General features: G+C 55.8%; 15 protein-coding genes. 8 read left to right on the top strand and 7 right to left on the bottom strand.

The features are described 5' to 3' along the window. Positions 1 to 76: 76 nt before the first annotated feature. Genes WD071_RS06100 through WD071_RS06090 form a run of 3 tightly spaced genes read right to left on the bottom strand, consistent with a single transcriptional unit; the run spans position 77 to position 4,354 of the window. Positions 77 to 1,921, bottom strand: coding sequence for an EAL domain-containing protein (locus WD071_RS06100; RefSeq protein ID WP_368047465.1), 1,845 nt, complete (start codon positions 1,919 to 1,921; stop codon positions 77 to 79). Between the two features lie 7 nt (positions 1,922 to 1,928). After that, positions 1,929 to 2,321, bottom strand: coding sequence for a response regulator (locus WD071_RS06095; protein ID WP_368047464.1), 393 nt, complete (start codon positions 2,319 to 2,321; stop codon positions 1,929 to 1,931). Beyond that, positions 2,318 to 4,354 carry an ATP-binding protein gene (locus WD071_RS06090; protein WP_368047463.1) on the bottom strand — a complete coding sequence of 679 codons (2,037 nt, stop codon included), beginning with the start codon at positions 4,352 to 4,354 and terminating at the stop codon, positions 2,318 to 2,320. The genes WD071_RS06095 and WD071_RS06090 overlap by 4 nt, the downstream gene beginning before the upstream one ends. Before the next feature lie 199 nt (positions 4,355 to 4,553). On the opposite strand from WD071_RS06090, the gene earP reads away from it, so the two are divergent. The 5 genes from earP to katG all read left to right on the top strand — a co-directional run bounded on the left by earP (position 4,554) and on the right by katG (position 12,195). Then, entirely contained in the window at positions 4,554 to 5,798 is a 1,245-nt protein-coding gene (gene earP / locus WD071_RS06085; protein ID WP_368047462.1) for an elongation factor P maturation arginine rhamnosyltransferase EarP, read from the top strand. A gap of 30 nt (positions 5,799 to 5,828) precedes the next feature. Next, positions 5,829 to 6,395 (top strand): elongation factor P, encoded by a 567-nt coding sequence (gene efp, locus WD071_RS06080; RefSeq protein WP_368047461.1) that lies wholly within the window; start codon positions 5,829 to 5,831, stop codon positions 6,393 to 6,395. Positions 6,396 to 6,552: 157 nt separating this feature from the next. After that, positions 6,553 to 8,151: a choline BCCT transporter BetT gene (betT, locus tag WD071_RS06075; RefSeq protein WP_368047460.1), complete on the top strand. Its 1,599-nt coding sequence runs from the start codon at positions 6,553 to 6,555 to the stop codon at positions 8,149 to 8,151. Continuing rightward, on the top strand, positions 8,148 to 9,836 hold the full coding sequence (betA, locus tag WD071_RS06070) for a choline dehydrogenase (RefSeq protein WP_368047459.1): 1,689 nt from the start codon (positions 8,148 to 8,150) through the stop codon (positions 9,834 to 9,836). The genes betT and betA overlap by 4 nt, the downstream gene beginning before the upstream one ends. Positions 9,837 to 9,972: 136 nt before the next feature. Further along, on the top strand, positions 9,973 to 12,195 hold the full coding sequence (gene katG / locus WD071_RS06065) for a catalase/peroxidase HPI (protein WP_368047458.1): 2,223 nt from the start codon (positions 9,973 to 9,975) through the stop codon (positions 12,193 to 12,195). Positions 12,196 to 12,283: 88 nt separating this feature from the next. Here the strand turns inward: katG and WD071_RS06060 are convergent, their stop codons facing one another. From WD071_RS06060 to WD071_RS06050, 3 genes are all read right to left on the bottom strand, one after another. Beyond that, positions 12,284 to 13,462, bottom strand: a complete 1,179-nt coding sequence (locus tag WD071_RS06060) for a trypsin-like serine protease (protein WP_368047457.1) — start codon at positions 13,460 to 13,462, stop codon at positions 12,284 to 12,286. 156 nt (positions 13,463 to 13,618) lie between these two features. Further along, complete coding sequence (locus WD071_RS06055; protein WP_368047456.1) at positions 13,619 to 13,978, bottom strand: DUF4112 domain-containing protein; 360 nt, start codon at positions 13,976 to 13,978, stop codon at positions 13,619 to 13,621. Between the two features lie 10 nt (positions 13,979 to 13,988). Continuing rightward, a complete protein-coding gene (locus tag WD071_RS06050; protein WP_368047455.1) occupies positions 13,989 to 15,131 on the bottom strand; it encodes an ATP-binding protein in 1,143 nt (380 codons plus the stop codon). Positions 15,132 to 15,377: 246 nt separating this feature from the next. Here WD071_RS06050 and WD071_RS06045 point away from each other — a divergent pair, with 246 nt between their 5' ends. Together WD071_RS06045 and WD071_RS06040 are read left to right on the top strand one after the other, a co-directional pair. Continuing rightward, positions 15,378 to 17,096 carry a carbamoyltransferase gene (locus WD071_RS06045; protein WP_368047454.1) on the top strand — a complete coding sequence of 573 codons (1,719 nt, stop codon included), beginning with the start codon at positions 15,378 to 15,380 and terminating at the stop codon, positions 17,094 to 17,096. 134 nt (positions 17,097 to 17,230) lie between these two features. Continuing rightward, positions 17,231 to 18,283 (top strand): hypothetical protein, encoded by a 1,053-nt coding sequence (locus WD071_RS06040; RefSeq protein WP_368047453.1) that lies wholly within the window; start codon positions 17,231 to 17,233, stop codon positions 18,281 to 18,283. 12 nt (positions 18,284 to 18,295) lie between these two features. Here the strand turns inward: WD071_RS06040 and WD071_RS06035 are convergent, their stop codons facing one another. Then, a complete protein-coding gene (locus WD071_RS06035; protein ID WP_368047452.1) occupies positions 18,296 to 19,183 on the bottom strand; it encodes a LysR family transcriptional regulator in 888 nt (295 codons plus the stop codon). A gap of 125 nt (positions 19,184 to 19,308) precedes the next feature. Here WD071_RS06035 and WD071_RS06030 point away from each other — a divergent pair. Further along, positions 19,309 to 19,565, top strand: a 257-nt coding sequence (locus WD071_RS06030) for a hypothetical protein (RefSeq protein WP_368047451.1), incomplete at its 3' end; no start/stop codon positions are given.

The raw sequence follows: 19,565 nt of genomic DNA, 5'->3' as shown, positions 1-19,565 counted from the left end.
CCGCTTATTCGCCCGTTTTTGCCTCGCACTGGCTGCCTTGATAACGTTTTTCAACAGCCTTATAGTAAATCAGATATTACTTGTTCAATGCCTTCTCAAACGCTGTTTCAGGAACCGGCTTGCCAAAATGGAAACCCTGAAACAGCGGGCAGCCATGGTCTTTCAAAAACTGAAACTGTTTGTGTGTTTCTACACCCTCGGCAATCACTTCTATATCCAGGTTCCCGGCCATGCCGATGATGGTCTGCACAATGACGGCGTTGACTGGCTTATCGTGCATCTTGTGTACAAACGATTGATCAATCTTTAACTGATGCAGTGGCAGTTGAGTCAGGTACGACAGTGATGAGTAGCCAGTGCCAAAATCATCCATGGAAAAACGCACCCCGGCGTCGCCCAGAGCATTCATTTTTTCGACCGCTGAATCGACATTGTCCATGATCAGGCTCTCTGTCAATTCCAGTTTCAGACGGTCAGGACGGATCCTGTTGCTGTTGACGGCGTTGAGCACCTGATCAACAAAGTCGTCCTGATGAAATTGTCTGGCACTGACGTTGACCGCTAACTGCAGGCCCGCAGTTTGTGCGCTGTTTTCCCAGATCTTGAGCTTACGGCAGGCCGCGTTTAGCACCCAGTTGCCGATGGGCACTATCAGTCCTGTCTCCTCGGCCAGTGAAATAAAATCGCCGGGCGAGATCAGGCCTTTCTGTGGTGAGATCCAGCGGATCAATGCCTCCGCACCGATCACATTGACGTCGCTGTCTACCTGGGATTGGTAATACAGGCAGAATTGTTTTTCCTCCAGTGCACGGCGCAGGTCGGTTTCCATTTGCAAGCGTGCTTCCAGGGCTGCCTGCATCGCTGGATCGTAAAAATAGAGGGTGTTCCGGCCGCTGCGTTTGGCCTGGTACATGGCAGTATCGGCGCGCCGGATTAATTCCTCGGCACTGATATCCCGGTCACAGAACAGACTGACACCAACGCTGGCGCTGCCGTGGTAATCCTCCCCCTGCAGTGGGTAGGGCTGGCTCATGGCGCGCAGGATTTTTTCGCCGGCCACTTCTGCCCTGGTAGCAGCCTGATCAACGTGCTCGCTGAGCGCCTCCAGAATGACGACAAATTCGTCACCGCCAAAACGCGCCACAGTGTCGCCCTCGCGAACACAGCCGTCCAGGCGCTGAGCGGCCATCATCAGCAATTTGTCGCCAACATTGTGTCCTCGGGTATCGTTCAGGGTTTTGAAATCGTCCAGGTCAATGAACAGTAGCGCACCATAGCGCTGCAATCGCGAGCTGGCGGCGATACTGTGCTGCAGGCGATCCTGCATCAGGCGGCGATTGGGCAGGCCGGTCAGGGGGTCGTAAAAGGCCAGTTGCTCGATCTTGTCTTCCGCTTCTTTGCGCCGGGCAATGTCCAACTGTAGCTCACGGTTGGCCTCCTCAAGTTGCAACATCTTTTCTTCCAGCTTGCGGATCAGCGTTTCACTGTAGACCTTGAGCAACTCCTGCTGGTCGCCCGCAGGTTGTGCCGGTGTATTCAGGCAATCTTCGACAACGCGTTTTTCAACGGCGTGCAGCTTGCTCATAAAAACGTCGGGCTCTGCCGGTTTCAGGACAAAGGCGTCAGCACCCAGGCTGACAGCCAGTTCCTCATCCTCCGGTTCGGTGTAGGTCGCGGTGTAGACAATGAATGGTATTCCGCTCAATGCCGGGTCATGCTTCCAGTGGCGCAGCAGGGTATACCCGTCCATCACCGGCATCAGCAGATCCGATATCAGTATGTCCGGTGCTCGCTTGCGGGCCTTGACCAGCGCCTCGGCACCGTGCCGGGCGGTGATGGTCTGATACCCGTGGCCGCCTAGCAGGGTTTCCAGGTAGTACAGATTGTCTTCGTTGTCATCAACAAGCAGTATCTGTTTCATGGCATCCTTATGAAACGTCGCCGGTTTTGTGCGCATCGGGCAGAAACTGTTCGATTTCGCTGACAAAAGTATCGGGATTAATGGGTTTTTCGATATAACCGTTGCAGCCGGCAGACAGGGTTTTCTCCCGATCGCCTACCATGGCGTAGGACGTGACGGCGACGATCGGTACCTGGCTCAAGTGATCAAATGCGCGCAGTGCCTGCGCTACGGCGTAGCCGTCCATGGTTGGGAGCTGAATATCCAGCAGAATGATGGCCGGGGCTTCGTTGCGTGCAAGTTCGAGGCCACGCATGCCATCTGCCGCTGAAATGACCTTATATCCGTGCCGTTCCAGCAGAAAGGTGGTCAGGTATCGATTCTGCTCATTGTCTTCAATCAAAAGTATGGTCTTGTTCATGGTTGGTCCGGGCTGCGTATCGGAATGATAGCGGTGAAACAACTGCCGACAGACCACTCACTGGTGGCAGTCATGCGGCCGCCCATCAGGTCGGTCAGTCGTCGGCAAATGGTGAGGCCCAGGCCAGTGCCATCGTGTTGTCGGGTCAGGCCCGAATCAAGCTGCCGGAATGGCTGGAACAGGCTGGAAAGGTCTTCCGGCTTGATTCCTATCCCGGTGTCGTTAACACTCAAGCTTACAGCGGGGCCGTTATCAGCGTTGCCGGACAATCCGGGTGTGGCAGAAACGGAGACGGTCAATGTAACGGAACCTGTGTCAGTAAATTTGATAGCGTTGTTGAGCAGATTGATCAGGATCTGCTCCGTACGTCGCTTGTCACCCAGCATCCGATCGGGTACATCGGGTTCGATAGTGCAGCTCAGGTCGAGTTGTTTTTTGTCGGCCATGGGTTTCAGCGATTCCATGATTTGCGACACAGAATGTCTGATGTCGAAGATTTCAGACCGTACTTCCAGTTGCCCTGCTTCAATTTTGGACAGATCCAGTACATCATTGATCAGCTCCAGCAGATGCCGTGCGCTGCCCTGAACCATGCCCAGTTGCTTGCTCTGCTCAGTGGTCAATGGTCCCGCCAGTTCCTGCAGCACAATACCGGTGAAACCGATTATGGAGTTCAGGGGTGTGCGCAGTTCGTGCGACATCGTGGCCAGGAAGGCGGATTTGATACGATCGGCGGCCTCTGCCCGGATCACCGCTGCCTGCAGCTCCGAGGTACGCTCCGATATCATCTGTTCCAGATTCTCGTTCATCTCGCGTAGGGCATCTTCGGCCTTTCTGCGATCCGAAACGTCGATGCCGACGCCAACCAGGCATGTCCTGCCTTCGTAAATCACACTGCGGCCAGTAAAGAAGTGTGGCGTCCTGGTGCCATCTTTGGACACAAAAGGCGCCTCGACAGATGCTTCGCCATCGCTGAAAACGCGGGCGATACTGTCCTCCAGCAAGGGTTGATGCGTATCGTCGAAAAACTGCAGAGGGTGCATGCCGGCAACTTCTTCGTGGCTGTAACCGGACACAATTTCAAAGTTTTTGTTCCAGCGCAGAAATCGCCCCTGATCGTCATAAAAATAGACAATGCCGGGCATGCTGTCGATCATGGCCTGCGAGAACAGACTCTCTTCGTGCGCCGCGGATTCGGCTACGCGCCGTTCGTCAGCCAGGGTAAAGCTGTCCAGTGCAAATGAGACATCCAGTGCAGCTTCTTCCAGCAGGTTTATCTCACGCTCGCGAAAGAAGTCCGGCTCGCTGGCGTAAACACTGAGCACGCCGCAGACCTTGCCGTTGACCCGCAGCGGCAGTGCAGCGAAGGCCTGCAGGTCGTGTTTGATGGCTTCGTGCCGCCAGCGCTGCGACAGCGGGTCAAAAAGCACGTCATTGCAAACGTAGGGCAGCCCGTCCGTAATGACAGTATCCCAGGGGCCATGGCCGTGCAGGTCTCCCTCAGTTTGCTGGATAATATGATCGATGTAGTCGGTTCCGTTGCCGTACCACGCCAGCGGTTCCAGTGTTGGCTGCTCGGGCTGGTGCCAGCCTATCCAGGCCATACGGAAGCCGCCGTGATTAACCAGCGACTGGCTTACCTTTTTGAATAACTCGTCACGGTTGGCAGCCATCACGATGGACTGATTGATCTGACTGAGTGCGCTGTACAGTCGGTTGCCGCGCTCAATCTCACGCTTGTGGGCTTTAAGGGTGGCGTAACCGGCTTCAATGGCACCAAATGCGCGTCGCATCATGAGCAGCAGCAGCAGGGATGTGAAGGCAACAAACGCAAGGCCCTTGTAAGAGCTCCAGCGTACCAGCAGGGCCGGGTCGGACACAAAAAAGGCCATGACCTGATCGGAGAACACGATCCACAGTGTGGCAATGATTGCGTACACGCCAGCAATACGCCAGGCCCGCGATTGCAGTCGGGAACGACGGAATCTGCGTTTCGTTTGACCCTGAATCATTGAATCCGGCGACTTTGGCATTTGAACGTGTTTTGTCCTGAGTCTGCACCTTGCCTAATCGTCCCATAATTATGTGCCACACAACAGTACCTGAATGGCTATCTCAATGACCTGAGAGATTAAAATGTGATCTGCGTCCGGTTTGGTGGCGGCGCAGAACTTGGGGTATGCTGGAGTATCTGTTTTGCTTTGCAGCGCCGGTGGCGCGTCGGTCATATAAGTGTCAAAACCATCAACATCCGGGGTCACCCTGCCAGCATGGCCTGACCACGACGAGTGGACGATATTCTGTGCCGCGGTGGACAATTATGGTGATATCGGTGTGTGCTGGCGACTGGCCAGGCAGCTGGTTCACGAGCATGGTCTGTCGGTAAACCTGTTTGTTGATGATTGGGAAAAGACGCTGAGCTTCCTGGGCCGGCTGGATGCCGGTTTGTTGTCACAAACCCAGGAGCAGGGTGTCCGGTTATGTCATTGGCATGATGCCGTAGACTGGCAGGCGGAATTGTCGGGCTCGTCACTTGTTATCGAAGCCTTTGGCTGTGCGCTGCCCGATACCGCGATCACCGGCATGGCAACCAAAACCGGCACAGGAAACGCCGGGCCATGCTGGCTGAACCTGGAGTACCTCAGCGCTGAACCCTGGGTGGAGAGCTATCACCGACAGTCATCGCTTACCTCCACAGCCCTGAGCAAAACCTTCTTCTTTCCCGGCTTTACGGCCGCGACGGGTGGGTTGTTGCGAGAGTGCAATCTGCTGGCACAACATCAACACTGGCAGACGGATCAGCGGCAGACCCGGGCCGAATTGCTGCAGGCGCTGGGCATTAACGCACAAGATCTGGCCGAAGGGTGGCACAGTGCGAATTTGCTGGTGTCGCTGTTTGCCTATACCCGGCCTGCCGGAAGCCGTGCCCTGAGCAGCTGGTTCGCAGCCATGGCGGAAGGCGGCGAACCGGCCTTGTGCCTGGTGCCAGCGGGAGATCTGTTGGCTGATGTCGCAGGTGCCCTAGGGCGAACGCTGATTCCATCCGTCGGAGATGTGATGACCATGGGGTCGCTGAGTGTTGTTGTCATCCCGTTTTTGCCAATGGATGATTACGATCGTCTGCTCAGCGTGTGTGATCTTAATCTGGTGCGCGGCGAGGATTCTTTTGTTCGTGCCCAGTGGGCAGCCAAACCTCTGGTCTGGCATATCTACCCGCAGCAGGACGATGCCCACAGGGTGAAACTGGACGCTTTTCTGGCCCGTTATGGTGATACCAACGGGGGCGCAGATAGCCGTGAAGTGCTGCTTGAATTCAACCGGTTCTGGAATCTTGATGCAGACTGCGGAAAATTGTGGCATGATCTGCGCCCGCAACTCCCGGACCTGATCCACGGGGCCCGGAACTGGCAGCAAAAACTGGCTGAATTGCCTGATCTGGCAAGCAGTCTGATGCAGTTCTACCGTAACCGGCCATAGCCGTTACCCTATTATATTGAGTACTCATTCATGAAAATCGCACAAGAAATCCGTGCCGGTCAGGTCATCATGGTCGGCGGGTCGCCCTGGAAAGTGCAGAAGACCGAGTTTAACAAATCCGGCCGTAACTCCGCCGTCTGTAAAATGAAGCTGAAGAACCTGCTGAACGGCGTGGCGACTGAGACGGTTTTCAAGGCCGATGACAAACTCGAGAACGTGGTGCTGGAGCAAAAGGAAGTGACTTACTCCTACTTTGCCGACCCCATGTATGTGTTTGTTGACACGGACTATGAACAGATCGAAATCGAAAAGGACGACCTGGACAACGTCATCGATTATATCGAAGATGGCATGGAAGATATCTGCCAGGCCGTGTTCTACAACGGCAAAGTGATCTCCATTGATCTGCCTAACTCGATCGTCCGGGAAATCGCCTATACTGAACCGTCGGCGCGTGGCGATACCTCCGGCAAAGTGATGAAAACTGCCCGCCTGAACAGCGGTTATGAACTGTCGGTATCATCGTTCTGTGAAATTGGCGACTCCGTGGAAATCGACACACGCACCGGCGAGTACAAGTCACGCGTCAAGCGTTGAGTGCTGTTTCAAGGGCACTGCGGTAGTAGTGCGATAGTTCCGCGATAATCTGACCGGTGCGGATCGACGGCGCTCACGTCGAAAGAGTCTGCACCGGTTGACTTCGCAGCGCCAGCTGCCTTTAATAGCCCCTCGATAAAGTCCGGAGGAGGCTGTTTTGTCTGATTCGTCACGACAGCAAGACGACATCCCGCAAACTCAGGAAGATAGTGCAGGCCGACGCTCTGCCACGCAGGTAAATCCGGTGGTGATGGTCGGCTCTGCCGTCGGTATTCTGCTGTTTGCATTGTGGGCGCTGCTGTTCGCCGAGCAGGCCACCGGTGTAATCAACGCCGTGTTAGAGCAGGTCTCACGCAGCTTTGGCTGGTTCTATTTCCTCGCGGTGCTGGTCTATCTGCTGTTTGTCATCGCCATTGCTGTATCACGCTTCGGCGATATCAGGCTGGGACCGGACGGCTCCAGGCCTGAATTTTCCTTGCTGAGCTGGGCCAGCATGCTGTTTGCGGCCGACATTGGTATCGATCTGTTGTTCTTCAGTGTGTCCGAGCCCCTGTTTCACTTTCTGATGCCGCTGGAGCAGACGCCCGGCAGTGTCGAAGCGGCGCGCCATGCCATGGAGCTGACCTTTCTGCACTGGGGGCTGTCAGGTTGGGGGGTTTATACCCTGGTCGGCATGTCGCTGGCATTCTTCTGCTACCGGCTTGGTCTGCCGCTGACCATCCGTTCTGCCCTGTACCCGATTTTTGGTAGACACATCAATGGTATGGTGGGGCATACGGTGGATATCGCCGCTGTACTGGGCACGGTGTTTGGCATCGCTACCAGCCTGGGTATTGGTATCATTCAGCTCAACTTCGGTCTGAATTACATGTTTGACCTGCCCGAAGGGCTGGTTGTGCAGGCGTCGCTGGCGGTGCTGATTGTGGTGTTTGCCGCGATCTCTGCCGTCACCGGTGTTGACCGTGGTATACGCCGCCTGTCCGAGTTCAATATGGCACTGGCTTTGTTGCTGGTGTTGTTTGTGCTGTTCAGTGGCAAAACCATTTTCCTGCTCAACGTGATGGTCACCAACGTTGGCGATTACCTGGGCGATTTTTTCCAGCTCTCCACCGATACCTACGCCTTTGATCGTCCGGTCGACTGGCTGAATGCCTGGACGGTGTTTTTCTGGGCCTGGTGGATTGCCTGGGGGCCGTTTGTGGGGCTGTTTCTGGCGCGTATCTCCCGTGACCGCACTATTCGTGAGTTCGTCGCCGGTACCTTGATACTGCCGCTGTGTTTCATGATGGTATGGATGTCGGTCATCGGCAACAGCGCCATTGATCTGGCCATGACCGGGGCAGCTGGCAGTGAGTTTGCCGAGCAGGCCATCGACCACCCGGGCTCCTCCATCTATCTGTTTCTGGAAACCCTGCCCTGGGCGGACATCACCACCATCGTTGTCAGTATACTGGCCATTGTGTTTTTTGTGACCTCGGGAGATTCGGGTTCCCTGGTGCTGTCCAATCTCACTGTCAGGCATCCGGTCATTGATGGTCGCGGCCTGGCAGGTAAAGTGCGACAGCCGGACCCGGCGTCCTGGCTGCGTATTTTCTGGGCGATTGTCATTGGTGTGCTGACCCTGTCATTGCTGCTGGCCGATGGGCTGACGACCTTGCAGGGCGCGGTGGTGATCATGGGGCTGCCTTTTGCCATTGTCCTGTTCCTGATGATGTTTTCTTTGTACAAGGCTTTAAAGCAGGAAATAGAAACATGAGCGAATCAGAGTTCGACCGCAGTGCCGATTTTGTTATCGTTGGCGCCGGTTCGGCTGGTTGTGTGCTGGCCGACAGGCTCAGTGCCGACGGGCAGCACGAGGTGTTGGTGCTGGAGTTTGGCGGCATGGACAACTCCATCTTTATCCAGATGCCGACGGCGCTGTCGATTCCGATGAGCAGCGAAAAGTACGACTGGGGCCTGCATACACAGGCCGAGCCCGGGCTGGGTGGCCGCTGCGTGCATCAGGCGCGCGGCAAAGTCATCGGAGGTTCCTCCTCGATCAATGGCATGGTCTATGTGCGCGGAAGTGCCGGTGATTTTGAGCAATGGTCAGCAATGGGCGCCGAGGGCTGGAGCTACGCTGATGTGTTGCCGTATTTTCAGCGTGCCGAAGACTGTCTGTATGGCGCCGATGACTATCGTGGTATTGACGGGCCAGTTGGCATTTGTAATGGCAACAACATGCGTAACCCCCTGTACCGGGTTTTTATCGAGGCCGGGCGCGAAGCGGGTTATGGTGTCACTGACGACTACAACGGTTTTCGTCAGGAAGGCTTTGGTCGCATGGACATGACGGTGCGCAATGGCGTGCGATGTTCCACCGCCAATGCTTACCTAAAGCCGGCGCTGAAGAATCGCGTCAACCTGACCTTGCAGACTCATGCGCTGACCACGCGAATTCTGCTGGAAGGCAAGCGGGCAGTGGGCGTGGAATACCGCTATCAGGATCGCGTGATTAAAGTGAGGGCGCGGCGCGAGGTCATTCTGTGTGCCAGTGCCTTCAATTCACCGAAACTGTTGATGCTCTCGGGCATCGGGCCCAAGGCACATCTGCAGGACATGGGCATTGATGTTGTGCATGATCTGCCCGGCGTGGGTCAGAATCTGCAGGATCATCTTGAGGTGTGGGTACAACATGCCAGTCGCAAGGCAGGCACACTTAATGGCTGGTTGAACCCGCTGGGCAAGCTGCTTATCGGCGCGCGCTGGCTGCTGTTCAAAAGCGGTCTGGGCGCAACCAACCATTTCGAATCCAATGCCTACATCCGCAGCCGGGCTGGTTTGCAGTATCCGGATCTGCAATACCATTTCCTGGCGGGCGCCATCGCCTACGATGGCTCAAGCGCGTTAGAAGGACATGGGTTCCAGGTCCACCTGGGTGCCAACAAACCCCTGAGTCGCGGGCGCGTACAATTATCGTCCAGCGACCCGCTGGCACCACCGGATATTGTGTTTAATTATCTGCATGAAGAGGCGGACAGACAGGCTTACCGTGATGGTCTGCGACTGACCCGGGAGATATTTGCGCAACCAGCGTTCGCTGATTACCTGGGTGAAGAAGTGTCACCCGGCGCTGCGGTGCAGACAGATGCAGAGATTGATGCCTGGGTGGCCGAAACTGCCGCGACTGCCTATCATCCGTGCGGCAGCTGCCGTATGGGCAAAGATGCGCTGGCCGTGGTCGACAATGAGTGCCGTGTGCATGGGGTAGCGAATCTGCGGGTGGTAGATTCATCAGTGATGCCAGTGCTGACCAATGGCAATATCAATGCACCTACCATCATGATTGGTGAGAAAGCCGCCGATCATATCCTGGGCAAACCCGTGTTGCCGCCGAGTAAGGCGTCGACCTGGCAGGCGCCGTACTGGCAACACCAACAGCGGGAATCAACAGCCAGCTAATCAGCCCCCTGATGCCCGGTTTGGGCAGGTATTCATTTTTCGAATCACCGTCATAATTTATTTCAATTAAAACTTAATCTATATTCGTTTTAGTATATGGAGGGTAAACTGTTCACATACAAAAAGGAAAATTAGAATGCGTAAAAAATCACTCTCTCTCGCGATAGTCATGGCCGTCGCTGTATCGTCAGCGGCCCTGACCACATCCGCATCAGCCCAGGATGGCCCGCCCACCAATGAATACTGGTGGCCGGATCAATTGAGCCTGGAGCCCTTGCGCTACAACGATGCTCAAGCCAATCCACTGGGAGCGGATTTTGACTACGCTGAAGCGTTTGCCAGCGTCGATCTTGAAGCGCTGAAAGCCGACCTGGAAGAACTGATGACCACATCCCAGGACTGGTGGCCAGCGGACTACGGTCATTATGGCCCATTCTTTATCCGTATGGCCTGGCATAGCGCCGGCACCTATCGTATTACCGACGGTCGTGGCGGTGCCGACGGCGGCATGCAACGCTTTGCACCATTAAACAGCTGGCCTGACAACGCCAACCTGGACAAGGCACAGCGTCTGTTGTGGCCACTGAAAGAAAAATATGGCGCCAGCGTTTCGTGGGCGGATCTGATGGTGCTGGCAGGTACTGTTGCCATGGAATCCATGGGCTTTGAAACTTACGGTTTTGCCGGCGGTCGTGTTGACGCCTGGCAGCCCGAAGCCGTCAACTGGGGACCGGAAGGCGAGTGGCTGGCGGATAATCGCCGCACAGAAGATGGCGATCTGGCAGGCCCGGTGGGCGCAAGCCAGATGGGTCTGATCTACGTCAACCCGGAAGGCCCGGGCGGCAACCCTGATCCATTGGCGGCGGCTGAGGAGATTCGTCGCACATTTGGTCGCATGGCGATGAACGATGAAGAAACAGTTGCGCTGATCGCCGGTGGTCACACCTTTGGCAAGGCGCACGGCGCCGCCCGTCCCGAGGGCAATGTCGGTCGTGAGCCGGCAGCCGCCGGCATCGAAGAACAGGGTCTGGGCTGGCAAAACAGCTATGGCAGCGGCAGTGGTGCTGACACCATCACCAGTGGTCTTGAGGGTGCCTGGACGGTCAACCCGGCGGCCTGGACGCACAATTATCTGGAAAACCTGTACGGCTACGAATGGGTACAGACCCGAAGCCCTGCCGGTGCCATACAGTGGATCCCGGCGGACGGCGAAGCGTCCAACCTGGTGCCAGATGCTCATGACCCGTCCAAGCGACATGCACCTATCATGTTCACCACTGACCTGGCACTGAAAGAAGACCCGGCCTATCGCGAGATCACCATGCGCTGGCTGGAGAACCCGGAAGAGTTTGAAGTCGCATTTGCCAAGGCCTGGTTCAAGTTGACTCACCGTGACATGGGACCAGCGTCACGCTATCTAGGCAACCTGGCGCCCCAGGAAGAAATGATCTGGCAGGATCCGGTTCCCGCGGTAGACCATACGTTGGTTAATGATGCCGATGTGGCCGCGCTGAAAGCGGACATTCTTGCGACCGGCCTGACAACCGGCGAGTTGATCAGAACAGCCTGGGCTTCGGCTGCGACCTACCGCGGCACTGACATGCGTGGTGGTGCCAACGGTGCCCGACTCCGCCTGGCACCGCAAAACCAGTGGGCGGTTAACCAGCCCGATGAACTGGCGCGGGTACTGGATGCGCTGGAAGGCGTACAAAGTGATTTCAACAGTGCCCAGTCAGGTGACAAGCGGGTATCACTGGCCGATCTGATTGTGCTGGGTGGTGCAGCTGCCATCGAGCAGGCTGCAGAGCGCGCCGGGCATGATGTGGAGGTGCCTTTTGTTGCCGGTCGTACCGATGCGACAGCAGAGCAGACCGACGCAGAGTCATTTGCGCCGCTGGAGCCAACCGCTGATGGCTTCCGGAACTACATCGAAGCCGGTCACCCACGTTCACCCACTGAGGCCTTGATCGAGCGCGCCGCATTGCTGGATCTTACCGTGCCGGAAATGACGGTGCTGGTCGGTGGCATGCGTGTGCTGGATGCCAATGTTGGCGGCGTTGATCACGGTGTGTTTACCGAGCGACCTGGCACGCTGAGCAATGACTACTTTGTGAACCTGGTAGACATGTCCACAGTATGGTCACAGTCCGATGCGGCCGAGGGTATCTACGAAGGTCGCGATCGCGACACCGGTGATCTGATGTGGACGGCGACGCCGGTAGATCTGATCTTTGGTTCCAACTCCGAGCTGCGCGCAGTGGCTGAAGTGTATGCGGTCAACGGCAGTGAGCAGAAGTTCGTACAGGACTTCATTAACGCCTGGACCAAAGTGATGACGCTGGATCGTTTTGATATCTGAGTTGTCAGATTGGATCTGGACTAAAAAAACGGCGACGCTAACAACGTCGCCGTTTTTTTTATGCCTTGCACACAGTCAGAGCGACAGGTCAGTGACTGACCTGGATCGCCTCTGCGCTCTCGACTGCGAACTTGAAGTCTCCCTGGTGCGTTAGCCTGACATTAAACGTTTCAAGTCCGACTCTTATCTGCGGCAATATCAATACATTGTTGATACCATCAAAAAACGCAGGGATGGCATCAGGGTCATCCGACATATTTTCATCGGCTGTGGCCAGGAAAAAATTCAGATCGCCGGTATGTTTCAGCGTGACAGAATAATTCTGACTGTCGACATAAACCTTCGGTATGGTGACCAGATCAGTCGCGCCGTCAAAGGTATTTTTAAGTGAACGGATATCCCCCAGCGAATTAACAACCGTGACACCTTCCGCGTGATCATTGATGAAACTGAACAGCGCGGCAATGCTGGCATAAACCCCGGGTGACCCCGGCGTACCACAATTGGCGGTTTCACTGCCGCCGAAACTGGTGATACCGACCTGCATGGCACCCTGCAGAAGGTTAACAAATAACGGGCCGCCACTGTCTCCCTGGCAGGTGTCCGACGTATCAGTATCGGTGTAACTGCCGGCGCAGAACATGTTTGAGGTGATCAGTCCCTCGTGTGCCGCGTCGCATACGTCGGTTGTTGTGCTGAGTAACTGGGTCTGCAGCAGGGTGTCTGATGTGGCTGTGCCATCGCCGACAGTTGCACCCCAGCCAGCGCCAAGGGTCGGCAGGTGCGCGGGCATGGCGCCGGTGTAGAGCCTGACCGGGGTCAGACTTACCGCTGACTCCAGCTCAACCAGTGCAATGTCAAAGTCATGAGTGTTGTCGCTGGTGTCAGGGTCGGGTTGGTAGCTGGGGTGAATCAGCACCCGGCTGGCGCTGCGTTCTATGGCGCCAGTCCCGACATCAGCAATATTGTCCGTATTCAGGGTAATTGTGGTCAGTGAGGCCGGATCGTCGGCGATCGCATCGCCGGCCTCGTTGAGAAAACAGTGCGCTGCGGTCAGCACCCAGTTGGGCGCGATCAGGCTGCCGCCGCAGCCACCGCCGTTGTCACTGTCTTTTCCGCCAAGTATAAAAATGCTGGCCATCCACGGGTAAGTTGAAGTTGATGCGGGTTTGCCGTTGATGATTCTTGACTGTTGCTGAGCCTGGCTGCCGAGCGAGACGAGTGCGGCACAAACCAGAATCGCCGCCGCCGGATAACTAATTTTCATTTTCAGAGTCTCCCTGCCATAGGCAGATGTGAGGAGCTGTCGGGGGGTGGATGCGTCGCAAGGGCGCCTGTGCGACAAAGCATCAATTCGTATGATCTGATAAGGTTAAACGATGGGTCAAGTAAAATGTGCCCATCGGTTCAAGTCAGATTGAACTTACTGCCCTGTCCCGGCAGCAGCGTCAGCCATTTTCTCCCGATATTTGTCAATAATACGCAAATTGCGCATATTGGACTTCCAGAAGAAATCGAAAACATCGCCGACCAGTGGAATAGAGCCAAGTGTGGTGTCGATCAGAATGTTGCCACCCATGCGAAGCAAAGCACTTTTGGGTAAACCTTCCCGGTGTGCTTCTCTGAGCAGCCACAAAGACACCAGGCCAGTCGCGGTGTCCCCGACCCCCGGGATCAGGCCGATTATCCCGTCGAGGCCGATACGAAACCCGCCGGGCAAACGCACAGATGTGTCCATCAGGCGGCTGAAAGATTCGGCGTTCGAGCTGTGTCTTGCTGGCATGGCATGACCCTCAGGCAGGCAAGGCAGAAACAGGTTCGCGCGGCAGTCGTACTGTGAAATCGGTTCCGGCCGCACGTGAGGATGTCACTTGCACCGAGCCGTCGTGAGCGGTCGCAATTTCGCGCACGATATACAAGCCCAGGCCGATATTGCCGGGTCGATGCACCAGGCCACGATACAGCCAGCGGGACATCGGATGAAACAGCGTAAGGACTCTGTCTGGCGGGATGGGTTCGCCGTCATTGTGCACATTGATCACCACCTCGGATGCCTCGCCAGTGATGGTCAGGTCGACAGGCATGTCAACGGCGCCATACTGGATTGCATTGCCCAGCAGGTTGGATATCACCTGCCGCAGACGTCGCGCATCCCAGGTCCCGTCAAGGTCGCCGTGTGACGCGCAGCGGATTGTGCGCTCGGGATGTGCCGCCTGAATTTCCGTGACGCCGTTCTGACACAGATCCGAGAGATTCATTTTTGCTGTCACTATCGGGATGCCATGACCCATGCGGGTGACGGCAAAATCCAGAAGGTCCAGAATCAGACCATCCATCTGGTTGGCGGTGTCGATCATTTTGTCGGCGGTCTTTGCCAGGTTGGTGTTGAGATAGTCTGTCTGTGACAACACTTGTGCCCCTAGTTTCAGTGCCGCCAGTGGGTTGCGCAGGTCGTGCCCCAGTATGGCGAGAAATATTTCCCGGGTCTCGTCAACCCGCTCCGTGTAGGATTCTACCGCCGTTGCCGCCGACTGATCGATGGCTTCATTGAATCGGGTCAGATCGTCCAGGTCGTGCGATAACGTGTCCGGTAAACTTTCTCGCCATAACCGAATCACGCTAGCCCGCAGCGCACGGTACTCAGACAGCAGCTCTATTGTGTCGAACCCTGTATTCGCCCGACCGATCGCATGCTCCACGGACGCGGAGTCCAGGAGTTGACTTTCCGGATCGTCGTCATCATGACCTTTGGATTTCTCTGAGCGCTCATCGCTGGTTTGAGTCGTTTTCATATCCAGCGCCGCCGCCTGCAGAATCTCCGCAGCATGATCGCGAAGGATGGTAATGTCTTTTTCCGGCGTGATGGTGCGGGCGAAGCTCACCCAGTCAGCAAGGATGGGTTCTATATTCGCGAGGATAAAGTCTGCGAGTCGCATGTGTTTTCCGTTTTCTCCAATGTATACCAGGGGGGCAATCAATCAGGTCAGGAGCCTAACACGACCGTGTGGTAATAGCCCGAATCGCCGCAAGTTATGAGGGCTAGCGCACATACAGTGCCTCTCGTCTAATTCATGCTTATGAATATACAGGCGCCGTAAAAATCAGATTGTAACGGTGCGCAATTGACATGTGGCTTCAAAACGCACACCGGGGCCAAACTCAAAACGAGTAGATCTGACTTCATGATAATTCTGGGCCTGAACTACGTTTATCACGACACATCAGCCTGTATCGTAAGTGATGGTAATTTGTTGGTGGCGTTGGAGGAAGAGCGATTTACCAGATCGAAACACACATCCGACTTTCCCAGAAACGCGATTGACCGTTGTTTCGAGGTTGCAGATGTGCAGGCAGCCGACGTTGATCACATCGCAGTCTCGTTTGATCCTCGCTTGCATGCTGGTAAAAGACTTGTCTATGCCGCGAAGCTTGGCTTGCAGGGCATCGAGTTACTCAAGTGCGAGTTTCTTCGTCCGCACCGACAGCAAAAGATCTTCTGGCGCTGGTATGCTGAAAACTGGCCTGATGCGGACCGCAAGCCGACAGTTCATTTTATCGACCACCACCGCTCGCATATTGCAGGGAGTTTTTTTGTCTCGCCCTATGAGAAGGCAGCGTTGCTTTCCATCGATGGTTCAGGCGAGTGGTCGACCCACTGGATGGGCGAGTATGATGGCACCCGGTTTGTAAAATTCAGCGAAAGCTTCTTTCCGCATTCACTGGGGGCGTTTTATGAGGCGGCAACCGAATTCTGTGGTTTTCGTACCAATTACGACGAAGGCAAAACCATGGGGCTGGCGCCTTTTGGTGATCCGGAGCCATTTTTTGATACCGTGAACAAAATGGTCGACATTCTGCCAAACGGTGAGATCCGAATGGATCTCAGCTGGTTTGAGTATCAGACTTTTGTACCCCGCAGAACAAGCCGTAAATTTGTTGAAGTATTGGGCGAGCCGAGACAGATGCTGCCAACGGCCCCGTTCGAAAAGTATCATGAGAATGTAGCAGCGTCCTTCCAGAAAGTGCTGGAGGAAAAAGTGTTGGAGATGTGTCGATTGCTCGAGCGTAAATCCACCGCCGAATACCTTGTGATTGCGGGTGGCGTTTCCCTGAACAGCGTCATGAACGGTCGCATTTTGCGTGAGACACGTTTCAAGGATGTCTATGTGATGCCGGCTGCCGGAGACAATGGTACCTCCATCGGCGCGGCATACGTTGTCTGGAACGAAGTGCTGGGAAAGCGTACGCGATACAGTCTGGATAACCCCTTTCTGGGTACCGGGTATGGCGATGAACAGATTGAGGCCTTGCTGAAAGTATTCAAACTCGACTACGTAAAATCAGGCGACGTGTGCGCCGACGCCGCAAAAATCCTGTATTCCGGACAGATCATCGGCTGGTTTCAGGGGCGTATGGAAATTGGACCGCGTGCGCTGGGCAGTCGGAGTATTCTCGCCGATCCGACCTCGGCTCACATGAAGCAAAAGATCAACGCCGAGGTCAAGTATCGGGAACCTTACCGGCCGTTTGCACCGTCGTCGACGGCCGAAGCTTTCAGGGACTATTTCGAAGTGCCGGTTGAAGATCCCTTCATGCTGAAGGTTGGCAATGTCCGCCCGGAATGGCGCGAGCGACTTGCGGCAATAACGCATGTTGATGGCAGCGCCCGGCTTCAGACTGTCAACCGCGAGACTAACCCGTTGTATCATCAACTGTTGACCGAATTTGGCACCTTATCAGGCGTCGAGGTACTGTTGAACACCAGTTTTAACGTAATGGGGGAACCGGTTGTTGAGTCCCCGGAGCAGGCCATCCGTTGCTTTTACTCGACCGGTCTGGATGCCCTGGTCATCGGGAGTTTCATCGTGCGCAAGGATTCTGCTGCTGCCCGCCAACCCTGAATCAGCATTCGGCCAATTCCTATACTGGTCGCAAAACATGACCTGTTTGACGTTTTCCTGGTGCCACGCGGGCACTCAGCTATGTAAAGTGGAACCCGAATGCTGACCATAAATAAACTTCAGGGGAATATACTATGGACTGGATAGTTGGAGCACGTCGGTTGGGCCTCAGCGTGACGGCCCTGTTCATGTTGTGTGCGGGACAGCTCGTGTTGGCTGCAGAGGTGCTGGGTGTTGCCTGTCAAACGCCGCCGCCCATGCATTGCGCAGACGGTGATTGCGCCGCCAAGACTGCCATGCCGGGCAATGTCACGGAGCCGGAAAGCGGCCGACAGTACTTTCTGGACTATCCCTGTGATCTGCAGCCAGGCGAAGACCTTGTGTTTGTTCTCAATATCCATGGAGCGGGCTCTATTGGCAACTGGCAGCGACACTATTTTCCGGCCATGGACCACAAGGAGGAGTATCGGCTCGTCGTTGCAACCCCAACAGCAGAGGGTTCTGCCTCCATGGGTTCCGGCGATGGTGTACGCGTGTGGGCACCACAAACCGATGATGCCTATTTACAGGCCATTACCCGTCAGGTGATTGATGCCTTTGGCCAGGACAATATCCGTGCGTTCTGGCTGGCCGGCCACAGTCAGGGCGGCATGACATCGCGCCGCCTGGTGTGCACCGGGTTTTTTGCCGACAAAGTCGACGGCATGTTGAGTCTGTCCGGTGGTCGCATCGGGCAGGCGCCCTTTGTTGATAACTTTGGGCCACCCCTGGCCGATGGTTCACCGCCGCCGTCACGACCGCGTGGCAATGCCGAAGAAACCCTGCCCGGTTGTGACTTTTCGCATATTTTTGCCATTGGCGAATATGAAATTGAGTCCTTGCCTGACACCTCGCCGTGGGCTGAGCGTTATCAGTGCGAAGCGCGTACCCACAGTCAGGTTGTTGATACCCGTCCGGGCTGGGTGTATGACAGTGCGCGCGCCGGTTATCCGGTCTGGGGTCGCGAAGTGGCACCCGGCACCGCCGATGTCTACGAGTATCCTGCGTGTGCCAATAACCGCGTGGTGGCAGACGTGGTGAGACTGGACAAAGGCCATACCGAGGGGCTGGAGCCGGAAGTCACCCGGCGCATTCTGCAACTCATGGTGTCTGCCGGTGGTGGCAAGCTGCAGACCAGCGCCCAATAAAATCATGGCTGATCAAGGGAACTGCTCACGCGACAAGGTGAGCAGTTCATTGACCATGTCGTTGGGAAACTGTCGGGCGATGGTCACCGCATAGAAATTTTCGAAGACGTTTTCCAGCGTCAGATAGTGCACCAGTTTGCCGGTGTCCAGCTCATCTTTGACCACCACCAGCGGCAGCACGGAAATGGCCCCGGTATCGCGGGCCAGCAGTCGCAACATGGCCATATCATTGGCCTCGGCTATCACGTCCGGGCTGAACCGGTGTTGCGCACAGATGCCTTCGAACGCCGAGCGTATCGGGCTGTCATGCACGGGCAATACCCAGCGCTGTTTTTTGTAACCTGCATTCAGGCGCTCGCCCAGCTTCAGGCCCGGCGGACCAACGATGGCGATGGGCTGACGTGCCAGCAGCTGGCATTGCCATAACTGTTTATCGTCGCCGATCACGGCGATATTGGTCAGTGCCAGATCCAACTGATGATTACCCAGCGCCGCCAGCAGATTGCCCTGCTCGCGGGCCTCCAGACTGTACTTGACGTGTGGCCGACCGACCAGAGGCTGAATCAGGTTCTCGATAAAATTACGCGACATGGTCGCCAGCATCCCGATACGCAGTACTGCGCCTGATTGCCGTTCCCCCTTGCGAAGGAAGGACTGCAGTTCGTCGCCTTTCCGGAAGATCTCCTCAGCGTAAACATAAGCCTTGTGGCCCGACTCGGTCAGCACCAGTTTGCGTCCTTCGCGCGTGAACAGCTCCAGGTCCAGGCTCTGCTCAAGCTGTTTGATCTGCGACGACAGTGCAGACTGCGACACGTGCAGCTGCTGTGCACACTGCGTGAGGTTGCCCTGTTTGGCGACCCGCCAGAAATAATACAGATGGTGGTAATTGAGTCTGCTCATGGCTGTGCTGCCGGTAGTTAATATAGATAGTTCTATAATACAGAATGTTTTGTAAATATATATATGTTTTACAGAATCTAACTCATGCCTGAGAATCGCCGCACTTCAACTGAGGGGCAGGGTAAATGATAGCGAATGGCATAGTACTGCTGGCGGCGGGCATTCTACTGGCACCGTTTATTGGTTTGATCATGTGTGCATTTTCGTGGCGCTGGCGGGTGGCCCAGGCTGTCATGGCGCTCACCTTCGTGGCAGCCCTGGCAGCGAGTATTACCACGGTGATCACAGGCGCATCGGCATCCGTGCTGGGCTGGTTCCGGATCGACGCACTGGTGAGCATCGTGTTGTTGCTGATCAGCTTCATCGCCTGGATTGTGCTGCG

Origin of the sequence: Pseudohongiella sp. (genome assembly GCF_040877505.1) — a bacterium.
Classification (GTDB): domain Bacteria; phylum Pseudomonadota; class Gammaproteobacteria; order Pseudomonadales; family Pseudohongiellaceae; genus Pseudohongiella.
The sequence above is the reverse complement of the archived record's forward strand: the minus strand, read 5'-3'. Positions and strand labels throughout refer to the sequence as shown.